This window comes from Pelatocladus sp. (genome assembly GCF_059505505.1).
This window is the reverse complement of sequence record NZ_JCACKS010000101.1, coordinates 110,336-130,719: the sequence shown is the minus strand read 5'-3', so window position 1 is coordinate 130,719 and position 20,384 is coordinate 110,336. Positions and strand designations below refer to the sequence as shown.

The 20,384-nt window shown below is 39.3% G+C and carries 10 protein-coding genes; 6 read left to right on the top strand and 4 right to left on the bottom strand.

Annotation, left to right across the window (positions count from 1 at the left end):
• Positions 1-31 precede the first annotated feature (31 nt).
• The gene (locus tag AC5JMK_RS09570) at positions 32-997 is read left to right on the top strand and encodes a mechanosensitive ion channel family protein (RefSeq protein ID WP_495909957.1); all 966 of its coding nucleotides are present in this window, start codon (positions 32-34) and stop codon (positions 995-997) included.
• A gap of 170 nt (positions 998-1,167) precedes the next feature.
• Here the strand turns inward: AC5JMK_RS09570 and hmpF are convergent, their stop codons facing one another.
• The gene (gene hmpF / locus AC5JMK_RS09565; protein ID WP_495909956.1) at positions 1,168-2,928 is read right to left on the bottom strand and encodes a pilus motility taxis protein HmpF; all 1,761 of its coding nucleotides are present in this window, start codon (positions 2,926-2,928) and stop codon (positions 1,168-1,170) included.
• Positions 2,929-3,348: 420 nt separating this feature from the next.
• On the opposite strand from hmpF, the gene AC5JMK_RS09560 reads away from it, so the two are divergent.
• From AC5JMK_RS09560 to AC5JMK_RS09540, 5 genes are all read left to right on the top strand, one after another.
• Entirely contained in the window at positions 3,349-4,515 is a 1,167-nt protein-coding gene (locus AC5JMK_RS09560) for a response regulator (RefSeq protein ID WP_096674530.1), read from the top strand.
• Positions 4,516-4,721: 206 nt separating this feature from the next.
• The gene (locus AC5JMK_RS09555) at positions 4,722-5,087 is read left to right on the top strand and encodes a response regulator transcription factor (protein ID WP_096674532.1); all 366 of its coding nucleotides are present in this window, start codon (positions 4,722-4,724) and stop codon (positions 5,085-5,087) included.
• A gap of 13 nt (positions 5,088-5,100) precedes the next feature.
• Positions 5,101-5,631 (top strand): chemotaxis protein CheW, encoded by a 531-nt coding sequence (locus tag AC5JMK_RS09550; protein ID WP_096674534.1) that lies wholly within the window; start codon positions 5,101-5,103, stop codon positions 5,629-5,631.
• A gap of 17 nt (positions 5,632-5,648) precedes the next feature.
• Positions 5,649-8,579: a methyl-accepting chemotaxis protein gene (locus AC5JMK_RS09545; RefSeq protein WP_495909955.1), complete on the top strand. Its 2,931-nt coding sequence runs from the start codon at positions 5,649-5,651 to the stop codon at positions 8,577-8,579.
• Positions 8,580-8,705: 126 nt separating this feature from the next.
• Positions 8,706-13,709 carry a response regulator gene (locus AC5JMK_RS09540; protein WP_096674538.1) on the top strand — a complete coding sequence of 1,668 codons (5,004 nt, stop codon included), beginning with the start codon at positions 8,706-8,708 and terminating at the stop codon, positions 13,707-13,709.
• Positions 13,710-14,450: 741 nt separating this feature from the next.
• Here the strand turns inward: AC5JMK_RS09540 and psbA are convergent.
• From psbA to AC5JMK_RS09525, 3 genes are all read right to left on the bottom strand, one after another.
• On the bottom strand, positions 14,451-15,533 hold the full coding sequence (gene psbA, locus AC5JMK_RS09535) for a photosystem II q(b) protein (RefSeq protein ID WP_495909954.1): 1,083 nt from the start codon (positions 15,531-15,533) through the stop codon (positions 14,451-14,453).
• A gap of 272 nt (positions 15,534-15,805) precedes the next feature.
• A complete protein-coding gene (locus AC5JMK_RS09530; protein ID WP_096674542.1) occupies positions 15,806-17,305 on the bottom strand; it encodes an MBOAT family O-acyltransferase in 1,500 nt (499 codons plus the stop codon).
• 46 nt (positions 17,306-17,351) lie between these two features.
• Positions 17,352-20,309 (bottom strand): DUF1574 domain-containing protein, encoded by a 2,958-nt coding sequence (locus AC5JMK_RS09525; protein ID WP_495909982.1) that lies wholly within the window; start codon positions 20,307-20,309, stop codon positions 17,352-17,354.
• Positions 20,310-20,384: the final 75 nt, after the last annotated feature.

Genomic DNA, 20,384 nt, shown 5'->3' with positions numbered 1-20,384 from the left:
TTTCATGAACTTATCAAATAAGGATTAACCTGTGGTAAATGCTTTGAGTACCATCCAACGCTTACTTGCCGATCCTATGGCAATCAAGTTGATTGAAGTGGTTGTAGGTATTGCGATAGTAGCATTGATTTTCCGGCTTCTAGCTCAGACTTTACCACGACAAGTTCAAGACACAGATTTGCGCTATCGCATCCGCAAGGCAATTAGCTTTGTTGGGTATGCGATCATGTCGTTGTTAATTGTATTAGCGTTTAGCGATAGCCTGGGAAAATTAACAGTCATCTTTGGGGTTATCGGTGCTGGTGTGGCTTTTGCACTACAAGAGGTCATAGCCAGTTTTGCTGGTTGGGCGGCTATCTCGCTGGGACAATTTTACAAGCCGGGAGATCGGGTATTACTCGGTGGGATTATGGGCGATGTCATAGATATTAGTATCCTGCGTACCACTTTGATGGAGTGTGGCGACTGGGTGAAAGCTGATCTCTACAACGGACGAATTGTGAGAATTGCTAATAGTTTTGTGTTTAAAGAACCAGTATATAATTATTCTGCCGATTTCCCCTTTGTTTGGGATGAAATTACTGTGCCAGTGAAATACGGAAGCGATCGCCATTTAACTAGAGAAATTCTCCAAAAAGTAGCTGATGAAGTTATAGGTGAATATGTGCTTCAGGCAAAGGCACAATGGGAACACATGGTACACAAGTATTTAATTGAAGATGCCAGAATTGAACCAGCAGTCACTTTGATTGCTAATGATAACTGGATGGAATTTACGCTGCGGTATATAGTGGACTATAAAAAACGTCGAGGCAAAAAAGATTTAATTTTCAGCCGTATTCTCGATGAGTTTGACAATTCCGAGGGTCGGGTGAGTGTTGCTTCTACAACTATTCACATAGTTGAAACACCTGCATTTAATGTGAAACTTGTAGATAGCAGAAATGGAATCTCAAAAAAAACTGAAATGGATTTATCCAAAGAAACTATGCAATAATTTAGGCTGTAATTTTGACTAAATTCCCACTGTTAGTTACTTAATTTTTTTCTGTTCATCAATCCAAATAGCTATTACCTCGTTTTTTAGATATAACGATTTTGAAAACACGCTTTAGTATAAAAATAGTTTTTCTAAATATTTAATCCCTAACCCCCAGTCCCTGCTATCTATGTTCCCGCTAATTCTGGTTGAGAAATGAAATTGAGGATGAGTTGACGTATTTGGGTAATGGCGTCGAGTTGAGAATCACCAATTTGTTGAACTTCAGCCAAAGAATCAGAAAGGCTTTGTAGTTTATGTCGCAACCCATCCAAGGTATCCTGAATTGGTTGTAATGCTTGTTGATATAAATTTAGCTGACCTTCGGATTTGGCTGTTGTCATTCGTAAAGACAGCAAGTTCTGCTCCATTGTTTGCAGTTCCTCACGTTTCATCGCCTGTTGTTGAGTTTGCTGCTCAATGTTTTCTTGCATTTGATGAATGCTATCTTTTATCTGTTTAATCTCTGTTACTAAATTTTGTAGTATTTCTGACTGTTGTTGTCGTTGTTTTTGGATTTGTTCGAGTATGGGATTTAAATCTAATTTTTCATTTTCCTGAATATTTGTGAGGTTTTGTCCTTGTCGCCGCATAAGTATTATTTTGTGCTGCTTGAGAAGTCCTTGACGTTCAATTAAATGACGGCGTTGTCCCACCAAAGTCTCATTCAGCATTTGGTAATGGTCTTTTTCATCAGCTAATTCAGTTTCTAATTGACTTTGTTCAGTTACTGATGCTTGATTTATTTTTTGTTGTATCTCTTCTATAGTTTCTTGTTTATATTTCAGTTCTTGTTCTTGATCGTTAACAAAACTAGAGTCTATATTTAACTTGTCTTGTAAGTCCTGCACTATTTTTTGCAGTTCTTCTAAAGACATTTTTTCTAAACTTTCAATATCAATCTCACCAGAGAAAATTACATCGCCAGAAGTTGCAGATAAAGCAGAAATTTGTTGGTATAACTGTTCCTGATATTGCAGTTGCTCTTCCAGTATCTGAAGATACTCTTGTTTACTATTAAAAGTAGCTGTATTTGTTTGCAAATGGACTGTTTGTTGTTCTAGAGAATTTTGAGCTTGCTGCCATTCATTTTGATGTTCAAAAAAAATTTGCGACAAATGCTCAATTTCAGACTGTTGTTCCTCAGCTAATTTTTTTTGTTGTTCTAGTTGTTCCCAGTGGGGATTAAGTAGAGCTTGCTGTTGTTCCACCATTTCAAATGCTAGATGTAGATTTTCCCGCACTATTTCTGTCGGAGCAACACTACTAGAAAGGCGATCAAGCAACTCTTTTAAGGTGCGACTTTGTTCTTCATCCACCACAGTTTCTTGCTGCAAGTGTGCTTGATGTTCCTCTAAGCGACGCTGCTCACCCCGTAAATGCTCCCAAGCTCCTTCCAATTCCTGGCGGTTACGCTCAATTTCTTGTTGCAATTTTTCGATCTCAGTACGAGAAGTTTCTACTTCCTGTTTTTCTGTATCTAAGCGTTGAAAATCATCTTCCATCTGTTGGAGTTGTTCTAAGCGCATTTCCATTTCTATTTCACGGCGGTTCAGTTCCTGCGCTTGAAATGTCAGTGACTCTTTCCATTGATCAATTTCTTCTTCCTTCAGCTTAAATTTTTCTAGCTGACGGGAAAAATTCTGCAAAATATTTACTAGCGGCCGTCCCGCCTCTTGAATTCGCTGCACTTGACGCTGAGGATTCAATTCTACGAGTATGAGCGCGCCATCATTTAATTTACTAGCTTCTTCAGCTGTAATAATTTCTTCTGATCCAGCACTCCAATTTTGGTCTGTCCGTTGACAAGCCAGAAGTTTTAGCTCGGTTTTGCTACCACCACCAAGTAAACCACCTTTTTGTTTTTGTACTTCTGCTAAATAAAGCACTCCTTTAATCCTTTTGATGCAATTAATAATTGTGTTTTTGCTTATACATTAGATAATCGCGTTAACCTGTCTTGTATAACCCAATTTTTAGGTAAACAAGACAGGCAAAATATATGTACAGACAGGAAAGTTCATGTCTGGATCTTCATACAACCAACTCGTTGTTTATCCAATATTTTCTACTGTTGTGAGTTATGATGACTACCGTGTGATCACTAGCTCGTTCTCAGTATGTTAAAGAATATTAAATTTGATTTGTTAGTGGTTGCTCAAGGGTCAAGAGTCATTAAGAGTACTCCCATCTTCCGTGTTCCCCACGTCTTTGTTGATCCGTCTTCCCAATTTTTAATTTTTAATTTTTAATTGTTTTGTCCCCCTTCCCAATCCCCAGTTCCCAAAAAAGGAGCATCTTTTCACTAAATGCAGGGAAATTTATATGAAATAGATATCCGCAGTATCCTGCAATTAATAGAATTGGGGCAGCGTACTGGACTATTATTTGTAGAAGCTCATAGCTTTCACAAGTATCCCCAAACTGGGAGAAATCAAGATCACAAAAATCTGTCTTGGTTTATCTTTTTTGTAAACGGTCAGATTATTTATGCAGTCAATGGCGATCGCACTTTATCTCGCTTGAGCGATTATTTGCGTCATTATCAAGTCAAGCTACAGTTTGATGATGAACAACGAGCTTGCTTAAAAACATTGAATGCACCAGAATATGCCTATTTATGGACACTATTAGAGCAGAATATTATTAATCCAACTCAGGCTCGGAATATTATTTCTAGCCTAGTGCATGAAACTCTGTTTGACCTAGTGAATTTACAGCAAGGTAGTTTTGTTTTTGAAGTGGGTTCTGCACTGACACCACAATTAACGACCCTAGAAATTGCTCCTTTACTTACCAAAATCGTTAAGCAGGTACAACAGTGGAAGCAATTTTACCCTCATATTCAGTCGCCAGATCAATTTTCCATGCTTACTGACGTAGTAAAGCTACGCTCGTCACTACCAGAAGTAACTGTTAATAAGCTACAGCATTGGGCAGATGGTAAAACATCTTTACGCCAATTAGCTCGTCATCTCAACCGCAATCTTATAACTGTTGCTCAAGCAATATACCCGTATGTACAACAGGGTTGGATACACTTAGTATATTCAAATACAGAGTTTTTATTGACAAATCCACAAGACAATGCATTTTCTCTACAACAAAACCACAAGCAACGCATATTATGTATTGATGATGCACTCAGTATCTGTACCAATATAGAGACTGTTTTGAAAACGCAAGGTTATGAAGCGATCGCCATCACAAACCCTCTAGAAGCACTCGGTCTTATTTTTCAATTCCAACCCAATTTAATTTTTTGTGACATTGTTATGCCACAGTTGAATGGATACGAGATTTGTGCAATGCTGCGACACTCTCAATCGTTTCGGAATATACCTATTATTATGCTCACTGCCAAAGAAGGATTTTTTGATCGAATCAAAGCCACAATGGCAGGAGCTACAGATTATTTAACCAAACCATTTGGGGATACTGAATTAGTAATTCTTGTGGAGAAATATTTAAACTAGAGTGGATATTAAGGTAATAAAACAAACATAGCACTTGTTGATCTGGTAAAAGATAGAGTAAAAAATAATATCCACAGAACCAGCCAGCCTAAGGAACCTCATTATCTAGTGAAAAATAAAATTATTTTATACAGTAAATGCTTACGGGGAAAGCAGGACATGTTCCAAGTAGGGACGTCTACATCAGGAGGTAGATAGGGGCGTTTATGAGTATAGTTCTGATCGTGGAAGACAGTATCGCACAAAGGGAGATGATCACAGACCTCCTGAAAGCGAGTGGCTTAACAGTAACTCATGCCAGTGATGGAGTAGAAGCTTTAGAAGCAATTCAAACAGCTGCTCCTGATTTAGTGGTATTAGATATTGTCATGCCCCGAATGAATGGCTACGAAGTTTGTCGCCGCTTAAAGTCCGATCCCAAAACCCAAAATGTCCCTGTGGTGATGTGTTCTTCCAAAGGGGAAGAATTTGATCGTTATTGGGGGATGAAACAAGGTGCAGACGCCTACATAGCCAAACCATTTCAACCAACTGAGTTGGTGGGAACAGTCAAACAACTATTGCGAGGATAAGGATCAGCAGAACATGGTTAATAAACCGGACTTTTTAGGAGGTGATGGACAAGATCACTTTCGTCCTGAATTACAAGTAGAAAGTCCTGAAGGTGAGTTACATTTGCGGTTTCTTATTCCTTCGCATCAGGAGTTTGCACTACCAGCAACTGGTATTCGGGAAGTCATCGAACTGAGTCCTGATCGAATCACCCCAATCCCTAATGCTTCTCCTTTACTTTTGGGTACTCTAAATTTACGAGGTCGAGTTATCTGGGTGGCTGATTTGGGTCAATTTCTAGGGGAAGCAACAGTATTAAATACGGATCGCGCCGAAATTCCGGTGATTGCCATAGAAGAACAAGACACAATTGTAGGTTTAGCAGTAGAAGAAATTGGCGGTATGGATTGGTTAGATGTACAGCATCTTTTGACACCAACAAATGTACCGGATATAATGATTCCCTTTTTGCGAGGAGAGTGGTTATTAGATACTCAAAACAAACAGTGTTTGCGACTACTAGATCAAACGGCAATTTTACACAGTGCGCGTTGGGCAGGATGAAACAGGGAGATTAAGAAATGGCAGCGAGTATAGATGATAACGCGCAGATATACCAACAGGCTTTAACAGCCTACGCGCAACAAGACTACCAACAAGCAGCCATCCTCATCGACGAGGTGGTGCAAAATCTACCAAATGACCCTAATACCCATTTGTTACGGGGTCACATCTACTATGTTTTACAGCAGTATGATGTGGCAAAAGTAGAATATCAAAAAGTGTTGGAACTAACTGAAGACCCAGAAGTAACTGTTTTTGCGGAAACAGGACTGGAGCATATCAATCAATATCAACAGGCATTAGATAATTTCACTGATGATGATAACAAATTCCAGCAATCTGCACAAGATGCTTCTGTGTTTGACAAAGAAAAGCCAGCAGAACAAGAGTTAGAAATATTAGAAGACTTAGAAAATTTAGAAAATTTAGAGGGTTTAAATAGTAATTGCTTTGAGTTGAATGCGATCGCTAATCATGAGAAGACAGCAGAAGAGATACAAGAGCTTTCCTTGGCGGAAAATCCATTTCATACACCTATCGATATTAGTGAACCTGCTCCAAAAACAGATTACTCAGAAACTCTCAACGATAATCCATTTACCTCATCTCAACAAGAATTAGAGCTAACTTCACAAGCGAATATCTGGGAAAAAGCAGAATTAGAATTACCTGATTTTTTACAGGATGACCTTTCATCGTCTACAGAAAAAACCGAAATTAATAGCTACTTAGAAACAAATAATCCAATTACTGATCATCATAATTTGGTGGTAAATAAGCCAAATATTAGTGGTTCAGAGTTGGCAAAAATTACTTTCACTCCTAGTCCAAATAATCCAAATTTTGATAGTCAAGAACACGATTCTGCGGAGCAAATCTCACCAAAAACTAGTGATGATAGTTTGCAGAACATGAAAAAAGTTTATTCCGAGGATGAAACTTTACTGGTTAAAAAACTAGAAACGGACATTGAAACAACAGAAATTAATCGTGTGGAATATAGCAGTAAATACTTAAAAAGTAATTTGACTATTGAAGACAACCAACTAAACTCCAATTCCCAGACGAAGCAAAATCACAACTTTGATGATGACAGTTTTGATTTAGAGGCCTTTGAATCAGCTTTTGGTTCCGAATCATTTTCTGAAAATGAACAAGAACAGCTCAACAGTCAACTAAATAGCAAGATTTCTCAAGGTAGCAACATTGAGTTTTTAGATGACTTTGGTGAATTTGATGATTTGGGAAATATTCAGGCAGAGTTTGATTTTGTCACTAATTATGGTTTCGGTGACTCGCAACTAAATTCTGGTTCACTCACATCAAACAGCAAGAGTTTCAGTCAACCTGTGGAAAATTCTGGGAGTACTGAACAAGGAAATGAAAATGTGGATAACTCCACAGAAGGCGATCGCGATGATGAATTGTTTAGTATCACCGGTTCCCAAGAAGCAGTCCCAGTCTTTTCTCAAACAGACGTTAACAACATCAAAGCTCAAGTCAGCGTTGAACAAGGAATTCTCGCACCTCTAGAAAATGCCACACTAGGCAAAAAGCAATGGATTGTTGCTAGCTGTGTCGGTGTAACTTCAGCAGTAGTTGTAGCTTTAGTTAGTTTCACTGCTACGACAGTTTCTCCGCCCCAACAACGGGAGTCTGTACGTAATACTGGCTGGGCAATGGCATTAGCAGCAGGAATTGTAAGTTTTGCTATCACTGGTATTATGGGCAATCTCACTCTCAGGCAAATCCGGCGCACGACCAAAGATTTGCAAAACCAATTTGATGCAGTGCAAAAAGGCAATCTCAATGCCCAAGCCACAGTCTACTCAGAAGATGAGTTAGGCAAGTTAGCTGCTGGCTTCAATGAAATGATACGGGTAATTTTTATTACCAATAATGAAGCCACACGCAAAGCCCAAGAACAGGAAGAAGCCAAAGAAAACTTGCAACGGCAAGTAATTCGTCTATTAGACGACGTAGAAGGAGCCGCGAGGGGAGATTTGACTGTCCAAGCCGAAGTGACAGCTGACGTATTGGGAGCAGTTGCTGATGCTTTTAACTTAACAATTCAAAACCTACGAGATATTGTCCAACAGGTGAAAGTCGCAGCACGGGAAGTAACCAAAGGTGCAACTAACTCGGAAACATTTGCCAGAGCCTTATCTAGCGATGCTTTACGCCAAGCTGAAGAGTTAGCAGTCACACTCAATTCCGTGCAAGTAATGACTGATTCTATCCAACGCGTAGCAGAAGCAGCACGGGAAGCAGAAACAGTTGCTCGTGAAGCCAGTGCGATCGCTCTCAAAGGAGGGGAAGCAGTAGAAAATACCGTAGCAGGGATTTTAGAAATTCGCGAAACCGTCGCTGAAACCACCCGCAAAGTCAAGCGACTAGCAGAATCATCACAAGAAATTTCCAAAATTGTGGCGTTGATTTCTCAAATTGCTTCCAGAACCAATTTACTAGCTCTTAACGCCAGTATTGAAGCAGCAAGAGCAGGGGAATCGGGACGTGGTTTTGCGATCGTTGCGGATGAGGTACGCCAATTAGCTGATAAATCAGCCAAATCTCTCAAAGAAATTGAACAAATAGTCATGCAAATCCAGAGTGAAACAGGTTCAGTGATGACAGCGATGGAAGAAGGTACTCAGCAGGTAATTCAAGGTACAAAATTAGCAGAAGAAGCCAAGCGATCGCTAGAAAATATTATTCAAGTAGCAAATCGTATTGATATTCTTGTGCGCTCAATTACTTCCGACACTGTCGAACAGACAGAAACTTCCCGCGCTGTAGCTCAGGTGATGCAATCAGTCGAACTCACAGCCCAAGAAACATCACAAGAAGCTCAGCGAGTTTCCGGCGCACTACAAAACTTAGTAGGCGTCTCCGGTGACTTAATCGCCTCCGTAGAAAGGTTCCGGGTAGAAACCTCAGAAACGAGATAATTAGTTCATAGTCCATAGTTCATAGTCCATAGTTCATAGTCCATAATCCAAAAGTTTTTAGCCATTGACTCTTGACCCTTGACCGTTGACTCTTGACCATTGACCCTTAACCCTTGAACCTTGACTATGCTTCCAGAACAACAACAGCGCATTCTCGGTTACTTTATTGAAGAAGCCAAAGAACACCTGACCACAATTGAGCAGGGGTTGCTGAATCTGCAAAGTACTATTAAAGACCCAGAAATGCTGAATGAAGTTTTTCGGGCGGCTCACTCGATCAAAGGAGGGGCGGCGATGCTTGGTCTGAGTAGTATTCAGCATACTGCTCACCGCCTAGAAGACTGTTTTAAAGTCTTAAAAGAATGTCCTGTTAAGGTTGATCAAAAGCTTGAATCTTTATTTTTGGGTGTATCTGATACCCTCAAAGCACTCTTAGAGAATTTAACCGGGCCGTTTGGTCTGACAGAAGAAATTGCCGACCATATCATGTCAGAAGCGGAACCTGTGTTTGGGTGGTTAAATGAACATCTGGATTTGCTGGTCAAACAAGGAGCTACAGGATTACCACTTGCCGATACAGATCGCTGGCAACAACGCCAAAACCTGGTATTGCAAAATCTCCGGGAAATGTTGCAGCTATTTAAGCAACCAGCAACACCTGAAACGCGCCAAAGTTTGCAAGAATGCTGTAGGCAATTAGTCGAACTTGGTAAACAATTAGATTGTGCATCTTGGTGCAATTTGTGTCAAGCCGCTAGTCAAGCGATCGCCAATCAAGAAAATAGCTATTTAACATTAGCAAAAATCGTTATTACAGAGATCAAGCAAGCTCTAGAATTAGTTCTTGCAGGTAGAGAAGCTGAAATCACTATTAGTCAGCAACTAGAAGCATTACTTCCACCTCAAATAGAACTATTAGACATCACAAATGATGTTACTAAGGAAGAAGCTGACATAGAAGTAGCGCCATCAACAGCATTAGAGGAAACTTTACTCACTATACCTGTTGAGAACACAACTGCTGATAATAATACATCAAGTATAAATAATATTACTGAATTAATCACTCCATCAGATTCAATCGAATTTGCACAAGCAGATAGAATCACCAATCTTTTAGATTTATCTGAACAATTGGATAGTAATATAAATAATTTAGTTGAATTAACAACACAAACAGAATTAATAGAATTTGCACAAGCAGATAGAATCACCAACCTTTCAGATTTATCTGAGCAACTTCATGGACATACAGATAATGTTGCTGACCTGATAAATCAATATCAATCCCAGGAATTAGAATTAGAAAACACTATTATTAGTTTATCTGGAGTCTCTAATCAATTTCATCTAGATGATGAAAACGAAGATTTAGAGCTTCAAAATTTAGAAATTAACGGCCCAGAAGTCGGATTAGCAGAGTTAAATACTCTTGCTCAATTATTTGAAAGTGACACCTCTGACTTTAACGAAACATGGGATATTGAAGAAGAAATTAGTGAACAAGATAGCACAAAGAATCAAATTGAGGTTGAGATCAGCGATCCAAGAGATACTATCAACGATTTAGCAGAGTTATTGTCTGTAGAAGGCAATATCGGTATTCCAGATAGACAAATAATTAATTTTAAAGAAGAGTTAACTCTTGTACAACTTTTTGGTGATGAGTTTTTAGAAGAAGAGAGTTTAGACTCGTCATTAAAATCTCCAATAAATGAAAAGATAAAATCTCAACAATTACAATCTAAGAACGAGACAGATGAAATAAAAACATATCAGCAATTACAAAGTAATTCTGATGATTTATTTGCAGAATCTGAGAATCCAACTTCAATACAGGAAATTACTCAGTTAATAGAAGAAAATTCGACGATAGATAGTCTGTTTGATGAAGAACAGCAAGATCATAGTCCGACTATTGGCATTAATGGATCAGAATATGATGATTTATTTGATCAGCTTAGTGTCACAAACACAGAGTTTTCATCTACTACAGATGATTTAGTTTCATCGACACAGACAGAAATATCGGGACTAGGAGAATTAGAATTTTCTGCGGAAGAAGATGCTGCTAAAGCATTAGAAGAAATTTTGTTTGCTGCTGCTGCTGATGATGATATTTTTAGCGATCGCCAACAGCAAAAATCAGAGTCAGTTAAAGATTTTGAGTTAGAAGATTTAGATTTAAGTTTTCCCCAAGACTTAATCCTCTCTACGGATACTAACGATGATTTCTTTGCTGAATTAACAGGACATGACTCTACAATTACATCTCCTGTTGATGAAGCATTGTCTCCTCGAAATCTTCGTAATATTTCACAACAACCAGAAGCTCTAGAATTCACTCCCGAATTTACTCATTTTTCCACAGAAATACAAGCTTTCGATTTACATCAACCAATCACTGAACAAGAACTTAACTGGTTAGATGCGCTCAGAATAGAAGAAAATAGCAACGAAACTCTAGAAGTTTTATTTAATGATTTGCCAGTACCAGACTCTCATGAGTTGCAAGTTGATAGTAAAAATAATCCTTTTGCTTTTCAACCTAACTCTGATGATGATGCATTATTTACAACAGATGTAGCAGATATAAATTTTGCAGATATGATTGCATCTCAAACACAGGCAGATTCAGAAATTGATTTTCTAGATAAACTAATTGCTGGGAATCAAGAGGTAATAGCAGAATATTTTAACCTAGATTGGAGTGAAAATATATTACTGTCAAATTTGCAAAAAGAAGAATTACAGCCGGAATATGAACAACATAATTTCCAATTGGAAATAACAGATACTGAATTAAATTTACAAGATTCAAGCTACGAGAATGAGATAAAAATTGCGAATTTGATTGAGGAAACCTCAGAAATTGTAGAAACAGAACTAGAAAGTGATGCTTTTGCAGAAAATGCATTTACAGAGTTAGGTGAATTACTCAACGAAGAAGCACCACTAAAGGCTTATACTTCCGCAATTCCAGATCTTGAATTTGCTGCCTTAGAAGAAATTCTGACTTTGGAGGAAAATGAAGATGCGGTAGTAGCAGAGCAATCTACGCCACGATTTTCTAAAAAAGATGCAAGCAACCCGATTTTATCCCCAGAAATTGAGAATGAATTTAAAGAATTAGAAGGGATGGTAGGGGGAGCGGGAACACTTAGTACAGTCAATTTAACAGGTGGACGTAACTCTGGTTGGAATACTACTTCCAGATTTGAGCAATTAATGAAAGTACCTGTTAAACATCTGGATGATTTGAGTAATTTAGTTGGGGAGTTGGTAGTCAACCGTAATACTCTAGAGCAGGATCAGGAACGTTTACGCCAGTCATTAGATAACCTACTGCATCAGGTACAGTATCTCTCGGATGTGGGAACAAGAATGCAGGAATTGTATGAGCGATCGCTACTAGAAGCATCTTTGTTAGCTAGTCGCAAAAATAGCAATTTCGGCACATCAGATACAGATAGGGGTTTTAGTGAACTGGAAATGGATCGCTTCACACCCTTCCATACTTTGTCCCAAGAAATGATTGAACTGATCGTGCGGGTGCGTGAGTCTGCAAGTGACATTGATTTTGTCACCGAAGAAAGCGAACGTGTAGCACGACAATTCCGACAAGTTACAGGCCAACTGCAAGAAGGACTGACAAGAGCGCGAATGGAGCCTTTTTCCCAGGCTACCGATTTATTACCGCGAGGTGTGCGCGACAACTCTATTAAGTATGGCAAGCAAGTAGAGTTGGTGATTCAAGGTCGAGATACCTTGATTGACAAAATGATTTTGGAACATCTCAAAACACCACTGACACATTTGCTTAACAATGCGATCGCTCACGGTATCGAAACGCCAGAACAAAGACGCTCTCAAGGAAAATCTCCTGTGGGAACCATTACTGTTTGTGCTTTCCATCAAGGTAATCAAACCATAATTTCTGTCAGTGATGACGGTGCTGGAATTAACTCGGATGCGGTAAAAGCAAAAGCAATCAAAGTTGGTTTGATTACTCCCACCCAAGCCAAAACTATGCCCCCGATAGAGGTTTATGATCTACTGTTCCGACCAGGTTTTAGTACCAAAGACCAAGCTGATGACTTAGCAGGTCGTGGTGTCGGTTTAGACGTAGTTTATACAAAAATAAGTGAAATCCGAGGGGGAGTTTCTGTTGATTCTGCTATTGGCAAAGGTACCAGCTTTACGATTCGTTTACCATTAACACTCAGTATTTGCAAAGCGCTTTTCTGTGTTTCTGATAAAGCTAGAATAGCTTTTCCGATGGATGGCGTAGAAGATACCCTAGACGTACCTGTAAAAAATATCCAAGCGGGCGGCGCAGGTGAAAAACTCATTCCTTGGCGGGATAGAATGCTGCCATTCAAACCTTTAAAAGAACTTTTAACTTTCAATCGGCTACTTAGTCGAGGTAACGTCTACGGCGGGAACCGAGACGATGATATGATTTCCGTGGTTGTAGTGCGATCGGCAAATACACTAGTTGCCTTACAGGTTGACCAAGTGCTGAGTGAACAAGAAATTGTGATTAAGCAATTTGAAGGACCCGCCCCCAAACCAGTTGGCGTAGCTGGTGCTACTGTCTTAGGTGATGGTCGAATTATGCCGATCGCTGATGTACTAGAAATTATTGATATCTTCCAGGGACGGGCTTCTAAACAAAGCACAGTTGGTATTTTGAGTCAAAAATCAACTCAAAATCAGCCAGATACGTCTGTAACTAAAATTGATCCAACAGTGCTGATTGTCGATGACTCAATTACAGTTAGAGAGTTGCTTTCTTTAACCTTTAACAAAGCGGGTTATCGGGTAGAACAAGCACGTGATGGACAAGAAGCCTGGGATAAATTGCGTTCCGGTTTACCTTGCGATCTCGTGTTCTGTGACATTGAAATGCCTCGCTGCGATGGTCTAGAATTACTTTCTCGCATTCAAAAAGACTCAAATCTTAATCATTTACCCATAGCTATGCTCACCTCACGGGGTGCAGACAAGCATCGACAAATGGCTATTAGCTTGGGAGCAAGTGGTTATTTCACCAAACCTTATCTGGAAGAAGCCTTATTAGAAGCAGCATCGCGGATGCTCAAAGGTGAGAAACTACTGTCTAGCTAAGGGTGTTGACTTTGTACCTTTTTAGAGGGTCAAAATTTATGCAAAATATGTGGTATTTATTTGGGCAAAAGCCTATGTAACATAGCTTTTGCGATCGCAGGGACACAAAAATTACATGAACAAAAAATGAGGAAATTCCATCAAAGTCAACACCCTAGGAACAACGGGGGAAACGGGGGAAGGAGTTGAATAATTTATTTTTTGGAGTTCCCTAAGTTAGCCATCACAGGAATTTCCCATACTCCCAATCCCTTAGCAATACAAAGGTTTAATCCTCCGCTTGCTACTGACTTCTGCCAAAATGCCAAATGATGCTCAACTACTCCTGTTAATCTGACTGCTTTTTGTAGAAGGAATTAACAGATAATTCGAGGGCATCTTATGAAGTTTGAAAATGACGATCGCGGTAGCGGTAGATAAATATAAGAAAATAGATTTTGCAAAAAGTCTATAGTTATTTCTGTTAATTCTGTTAATTAAAAATAGATTTTCATAGACAGATATTTTGAATAAAATATCAATAATCACTTGATTAACTCTGACGCTTTTGAAGCCTATTACCTGTCAATCAAGCTTGTAGTAAGGACTAGCCTGCGGGAATGCTGCGCTTACAGTCCTTTTTTTAAGCACGCGCATTGCTTACTACGAAACTTAATTCAAACATAAAAAAGCGCCTACTTTAAGTAAGCGCTTTTTTATTTTCGTAGAGGCCCGATTTACCACACCTCAGTTATTTAATGATTAACCGTTGATCGCAGGAGCGCTGATTGCAACGGTCGCAGATTCAGCAGCAGCCAAGTCGAGAGGGAAGTTGTGAGCGTTGCGCTCGTGCATGACTTCCATACCCAAGTTAGCGCGGTTGATGATGTCTGCCCAAGTATTGATGACGCGACCTTGTGAGTCAATCACTGATTGGTTGAAGTTGAAACCATTCAGGTTGAACGCCATGGTGCTGATTCCCAGTGCGGTGAACCAGATTCCCACTACAGGCCAAGCAGCTAAGAAGAAGTGCAAGCTACGAGAGTTGTTGAAGGAAGCGTATTGGAAGATCAAGCGACCGAAGTAACCGTGTGCTGCAACGATGTTGTAGGTTTCTTCTTCTTGACCGAATTTGTAACCGTAGTTCTGAGATTCGGTTTCGGTTGTTTCACGAACCAAGGAAGATGTAACCAGAGAACCGTGCATTGCACTGAATAAACTTCCACCGAATACACCTGCTACACCTAATTGGTGGAAGGGGTGCATTAAGATGTTGTGTTCTGCTTGGAATACCAACATGAAGTTGAATGTACCAGAGATACCCAAGGGCATACCATCAGAGAAGGAACCTTGACCCAAGGGGTAAATCAAGAATACTGCGCTTGCTGCTGCTACTGGTGCAGAGTATGCTACTGCGATCCAAGGACGCATTCCTAAGCGGTAGGAAAGTTCCCACTCACGTCCCATGTAGCAGAATACACCGATGAGGAAGTGGAAAATTACCAATTGGTAAGGACCACCGTTGTACAACCACTCATCTAAGGAAGCTGCTTCCCAGATGGGGTAGAAGTGCAAACCGATCGCATTAGAAGAAGGTACTACTGCACCAGAGATGATGTTGTTGCCGTAAATTAAGGAACCTGCTACAGGCTCACGGATACCATCGATGTCTACTGGAGGTGCAGCGATGAAAGCGATGATAAAGCAGGTGGTTGCAGCCAACAGAGTTGGGATCATCAACACACCAAACCAACCTACATAAAGGCGGTTTTCGGTGCTTGTTACCCACTCACAGAAACGCTCCCACGCGTTGCCGCTTGTGCGTCTTTGTAATGTTGTAGTCATTTGCTCTTATAAGTGCGATGAATGAATTTTTGGAAGAATGTATTCAGACAAACATTAACGTTGCCTGTATTAATAAACTTTACACAAAAATTTATTTATTACAAGCGTTTATACACTCATTTTTGTTAATTTTTATATCTTTACACTGCGTAATATTTAGTTTATTAAATTCATGTATTTATGTAAACTTAAAGTTCAACAAATAACTCTAACGGGTAAAAAGCAATAGTAAAGTGTACTGGGTTTTTCAAAAATCAAATAGAAATTTGATATTAAAAATCAAAGTAAATATATGGCAAACTTCCTTCTGGAGCAAGTATCCAGACAGCGTAGAAACAAGGAAGCACGAACAAGAGTTTGACAGGCCAATTGAACTGTAATTTTAATTGACGATTGAAGAAATAAACTACTGTCATACAGCTAGCAATCACGCCCAAAATTATTGCTAATTGATACTGACTAATATTGAGGGCTTCTACATAGACTTTTTGAGTAAATTGAGTATCAGCAGGATAACCCCAAAGGTGTTTAAAGACAAAAGAAGAATCTTGGAGATTTGGTAGGCGAAACCAAATCCAAGAAGTAAAAACCATAAATTGTGTGAATAGCCAAGCTATCAGCGTACCCAAAGGATTGTGCCAAAAATGTTCCAAATATTCAAAGTGATCGCTAAGGGTATCAGTGAGTCTGTGTATAACTAAAGCTAATCCATGAAATGCACCCCAAATTACAAAGCCTAATGCTGCACCATGCCAAATACCTGCAATTAACATTACAATCATTAAATTTAAGCAGGTGCGATTTAAACTCCGACGAGAACCACCTAAAGGAAAATAAATATAATTACGTAACCAATCTCCCAGTGTTATGTGCCAGCGCCGCCAAAAATCAGCAATACTAGTGCTGAAATAGGGAAAGTCAAAATTTTCTGGTATAACCAAACCAAATAGTAAAGCAGTCCCACGGGCAATATCTACATAACCACTAAAATCTAAATACAACTGAAAACCGTAGGCAAATATTGCTAACCATAAATCATTACTACCAGCCCGTTGCAAATTACCGAAACATAAATCTACATAAATTCCCAAATGATCAGCCAGAATAGCTTTTTTGAATGTTCCTTGAGCAATTAACCAAACACCTTCTGTCAGAATATTGCTGGAAGGAAAGTGTAATTGATGAAATTGATGGGCGACGTGATGGAAGCGAGTAATAGGGCCAGAAATTAATTTTGCAAAGAATAATTTGTATGATGCAAATTGAATAAATTCTTTACTAGCAGGCGCTCCACGGTAAACATCAACTAAATAGGAAATACACTCAAATGTGAAAAATGAAATTCCTAAAGGTGCAATGAATTTCAAAGATTCAATTCTTAAACTTGTGGCAGGATGATAAATAAAATTATATAAAGGTGGAATATATTTAAAACCCAAAAGTAATAAAATATTTATACTTATACCCAATACTAATAGTTTTAAACGTTGACTATTCCAATCAGCCTGAGACAACTGCAACTCTTCATTAAACTCTTGAACATTGGAAGAATTGGGATTAGATGAATTATACGGATCTAGTGCTATTCCTATACGGAAATTACAATAAGTTAGTGCTAGTAAAAGCGGGATATATTGAATTTGCAAAGATGCATAAAAAGCAAGACTCGCAATCAATAGCACCCATATCCTTAATTTCTGTTGTGCTAATAACCAATAAATCAAAAGCACACTTAGTAGAAATATTGCGTATAAAATTGATATAAAGTTCATTTAATCTCCAATGCAACCACTAACCACTAACCATTAACCAAATAAACTATTTTGTCGGCCAAGGAATCATGGGATCAATCGCAAGTTTTCTGGAGACTTTTTCTGCACCATAAAGATTCAGATGGCTGGGGTCAGAAAAATTTTCATTGGCTTCAGGCCAGATTAAACTCAAATCCCGATAAATTAAATTGGAATTTTCAGCTAAATGTAACATGTATTGCTGAAATTCTTGTTCATAATTTTTGCGTACTGAATCAAGATATTCTGCACTCAAAGGCATATTAACAAACACTATTATAATTTTTTTTGATGCACAAAATTTCAATATTTCTTGTAGTGCGGCGTCTTGCTCACCCACTAATTGGAAAGATTTATAGTCATTGTCATAGCTCCCACTGACTTTGGGGTGTTTTTGATAGTATATAGCTGGGTCAAAACGGATAGGTACTGATAAAAATCCATCAAAATCAACAGCTTGCTCAAAAGCATCCTGTTCTGGTTCTGTTGATGTTTTTGAATGAATTGCAGAATTATCTTTCACTAAGGATAAAGACTTCAGTGTTTTATTCAATAAACTCTTGAGTTGACCACGCTGGTGATAGGTTGTAGAAATATTTGCTAGAGCTTGGTTTAACAATTCATCTAATGCTTGATAATTATTATCTGTATGAGTTGTGGTTTTAAAGCTTTGCTCCGGTTTGACAGATCCAGGAGTCATTGGTGAATTGTTTGAATCTTTGTTTGCTGAGGCTTTTTGCAATACTTGTTGATAACCGGGGGATGCTGCGATCGCATTAAAGGTAAGATCCTCTCTACCATTATTAAAAGCACGCGCACCATCAGCCCAAATGATCATTTTTGGCAGTTCTGATCCTTTTAGCACTCGACGCAGGGTAAAATCTACAACTTGAGCTGTCGCTCCATTAATCCCAAAATTAAACACATCGATATTTGAGTAACCCTGAGTTGCCAAAGTTTTAGAAAGTGTGGTGGGATCTACTCCCCTTAAAGCACGAGAGGAACCAATAATCAATACATCTGGTGGTTTACCATTTTTAGCAACACGCTGTTTGTAGAGTGCTAGTTGTTCATCTAATTGGCGAACGTTGAAACTTGGCATTTGCGATCGCGCTGCCAATAAAATAGCAGTTGCAGTTGCTTTTCCCCTAGTAATAGATTCATGTTCTTGTTGAGTGAATCCAGAAGCGTTAAATACTTCATTTCCAGAAGCAGACGATGTACTAGTAAAAAAGACTGTTCTTTGCAACTTCTGAGTTTCATCTTCAGCAGAAGATAACTTGGGTGGAGTACTAGCAATTTTTGGTGTTTCGAGAATTAAACGAGAAGTGATGTAACCTAAAACCCAGTCTGATTGGAGAGTTAGCAAAAACCCAAGCAAACCCCAAACTAAAGCTACTCGCCAGCCATTGTCTTCTGCTTGTTGCTCTTGCGATTGTTCTTTTTCAGCAAATAGCTGTGTTGCTAAAAGCCACCTTTTAATTCTTGCACCCCAGTCTTGAGACACTTCTGCAAAAAGACTTTGTATATCTTGGCTGGTTAAATCGGGACGTAGCAAAGACTCGTTAGCCTCACTTGTTAAAAGCTCACCAACATAAGCAGCAGTAGCAGCAAATTCTGGAGTAGCCTCTGGTACTAAGCGTTCACGATTTGTAAAATCGACGCCGTAGTTCCAGAAAGGTTCCTTGTTACCAGATCGACGGCCATATACTCGTACACCTGCAATTCCTACTATATTTAACTGCTTAACAAAATCAGTAACCTTATTTGCTACTCGTTTACGTGATGGACACACAAGTGCTTCGCACATAATGTGTAATAAATCGCCTTTACGTAACAACAGGACACGAGTTCCACCTGTTTTGAGGCGAATATCTAAGTCAGGGTTGAGCAAACGCTCAAGTAAAAAAATAATAGCAGGTTCATCGCCAGCTGAAGCTAATTCTAACCCGGATACTGCTAAATCTGGGTGTTCTGTTGCAGGTAAAGATTGCCAATCAATCCAAGCGGGTTCGTGATCAGTTGTTTTGTGTCCATAAACTGTAGCGGCGAGAATTCCTTGGGGCGCAAGGGCTTGAAGTTGAGTCAGAATTGCATCTAAGCACTGAGATTTATCTGGAATTTGGTTAGTTGCCTTGGAGTTAGCAGGACTGCAAAATAGATGTAGCGTCGATTCTTTGAGATTTGCTGTGACTTTGATTGTCAGATCAGACAGCTTTTCATTTAAAATCCAGGCGATCGCCTGGACATCTCCCCAACGCGCCCATTCTTTCAACATGATTTCTGGAGGCGTCAAATCTACTCGCAGCATCCAGTCAAAATCTATTTCACCATCAACTTGTGTGGCGATCACAGCATCTTGATAACCAGATAGTTTGAGACTACGTAACTTCTGAGCTACTGGTTCCGCAATTAATGAAGGATCGGGAGTATAGCTAGACTGACAGTAAATCAGTAATCGGTTTTGATTGATGGGATTTTCGAGAGTAACTTGTTGCTTTCTAGCTTTGACTTCTACCCCAATCCCAAAACTACTGAGAGTTTCGCTCAAATAGCGAGCGATCGCCTCTGGGTTGCCTTGACGTGCCAAACTTTCATTAGAAAGAATTAGCGCCTCACCCGTGCGATTGGATTTTTTCGTATCTGCAATTAAGGCTTGTTCTACCTCTTTTAAGTGTCGATCCAACTGATTTAAGAAAACCTGATGACACCACTGCGGTTGGTTTTCCCCCTTCTTCCGACCGTAGACGAAAACTTGGTATATTGAGGGTTGGTCATTTTTAGTTAGAGCATCCAAGTCTGTATGTTGGAGTGCGTGCAGCAAATCCAAAAGAGTACGCCAACGTTGAGGACATTCTGGACTTTCACAAAGAATGTGTAAGTCATTTCCCCGCAACCGGACTTTCACGCCCAAAGAACTGATTCCTGTTGCTTGGCTTACCCACTGTATTAAGGACTTTTGACTAACTGGTAACGCTATTTTCATGGAAAAGGGGAAAGGTGATTGGGGAAAGGTGATTGGGGAAAGGTGATTGGGGAAAGGTGATTGGGGAAAGGTGAT

Bases quoted from the DNA above. Each gene is read 5' to 3' on its own strand.
- psbA (WP_495909954.1), bottom strand. From the start codon at position 15,533: ATGACTACAACATTACAAAGACGCACAAGCGGCAACGCGTGGGAGCGT.
- AC5JMK_RS09540 (WP_096674538.1), top strand. From the start codon at position 8,706: ATGCTTCCAGAACAACAACAGCGCATTCTCGGTTACTTTATTGAAGAA.
- AC5JMK_RS09525 (WP_495909982.1), bottom strand. From the start codon at position 20,309: ATGAAAATAGCGTTACCAGTTAGTCAAAAGTCCTTAATACAGTGGGTA.
- AC5JMK_RS09530 (WP_096674542.1), bottom strand. From the start codon at position 17,305: ATGAACTTTATATCAATTTTATACGCAATATTTCTACTAAGTGTGCTT.
- AC5JMK_RS09545 (WP_495909955.1), top strand. From the start codon at position 5,649: ATGGCAGCGAGTATAGATGATAACGCGCAGATATACCAACAGGCTTTA.
- AC5JMK_RS09555 (WP_096674532.1), top strand. From the start codon at position 4,722: ATGAGTATAGTTCTGATCGTGGAAGACAGTATCGCACAAAGGGAGATG.
- AC5JMK_RS09560 (WP_096674530.1), top strand. From the start codon at position 3,349: ATGCAGGGAAATTTATATGAAATAGATATCCGCAGTATCCTGCAATTA.
- AC5JMK_RS09550 (WP_096674534.1), top strand. From the start codon at position 5,101: ATGGTTAATAAACCGGACTTTTTAGGAGGTGATGGACAAGATCACTTT.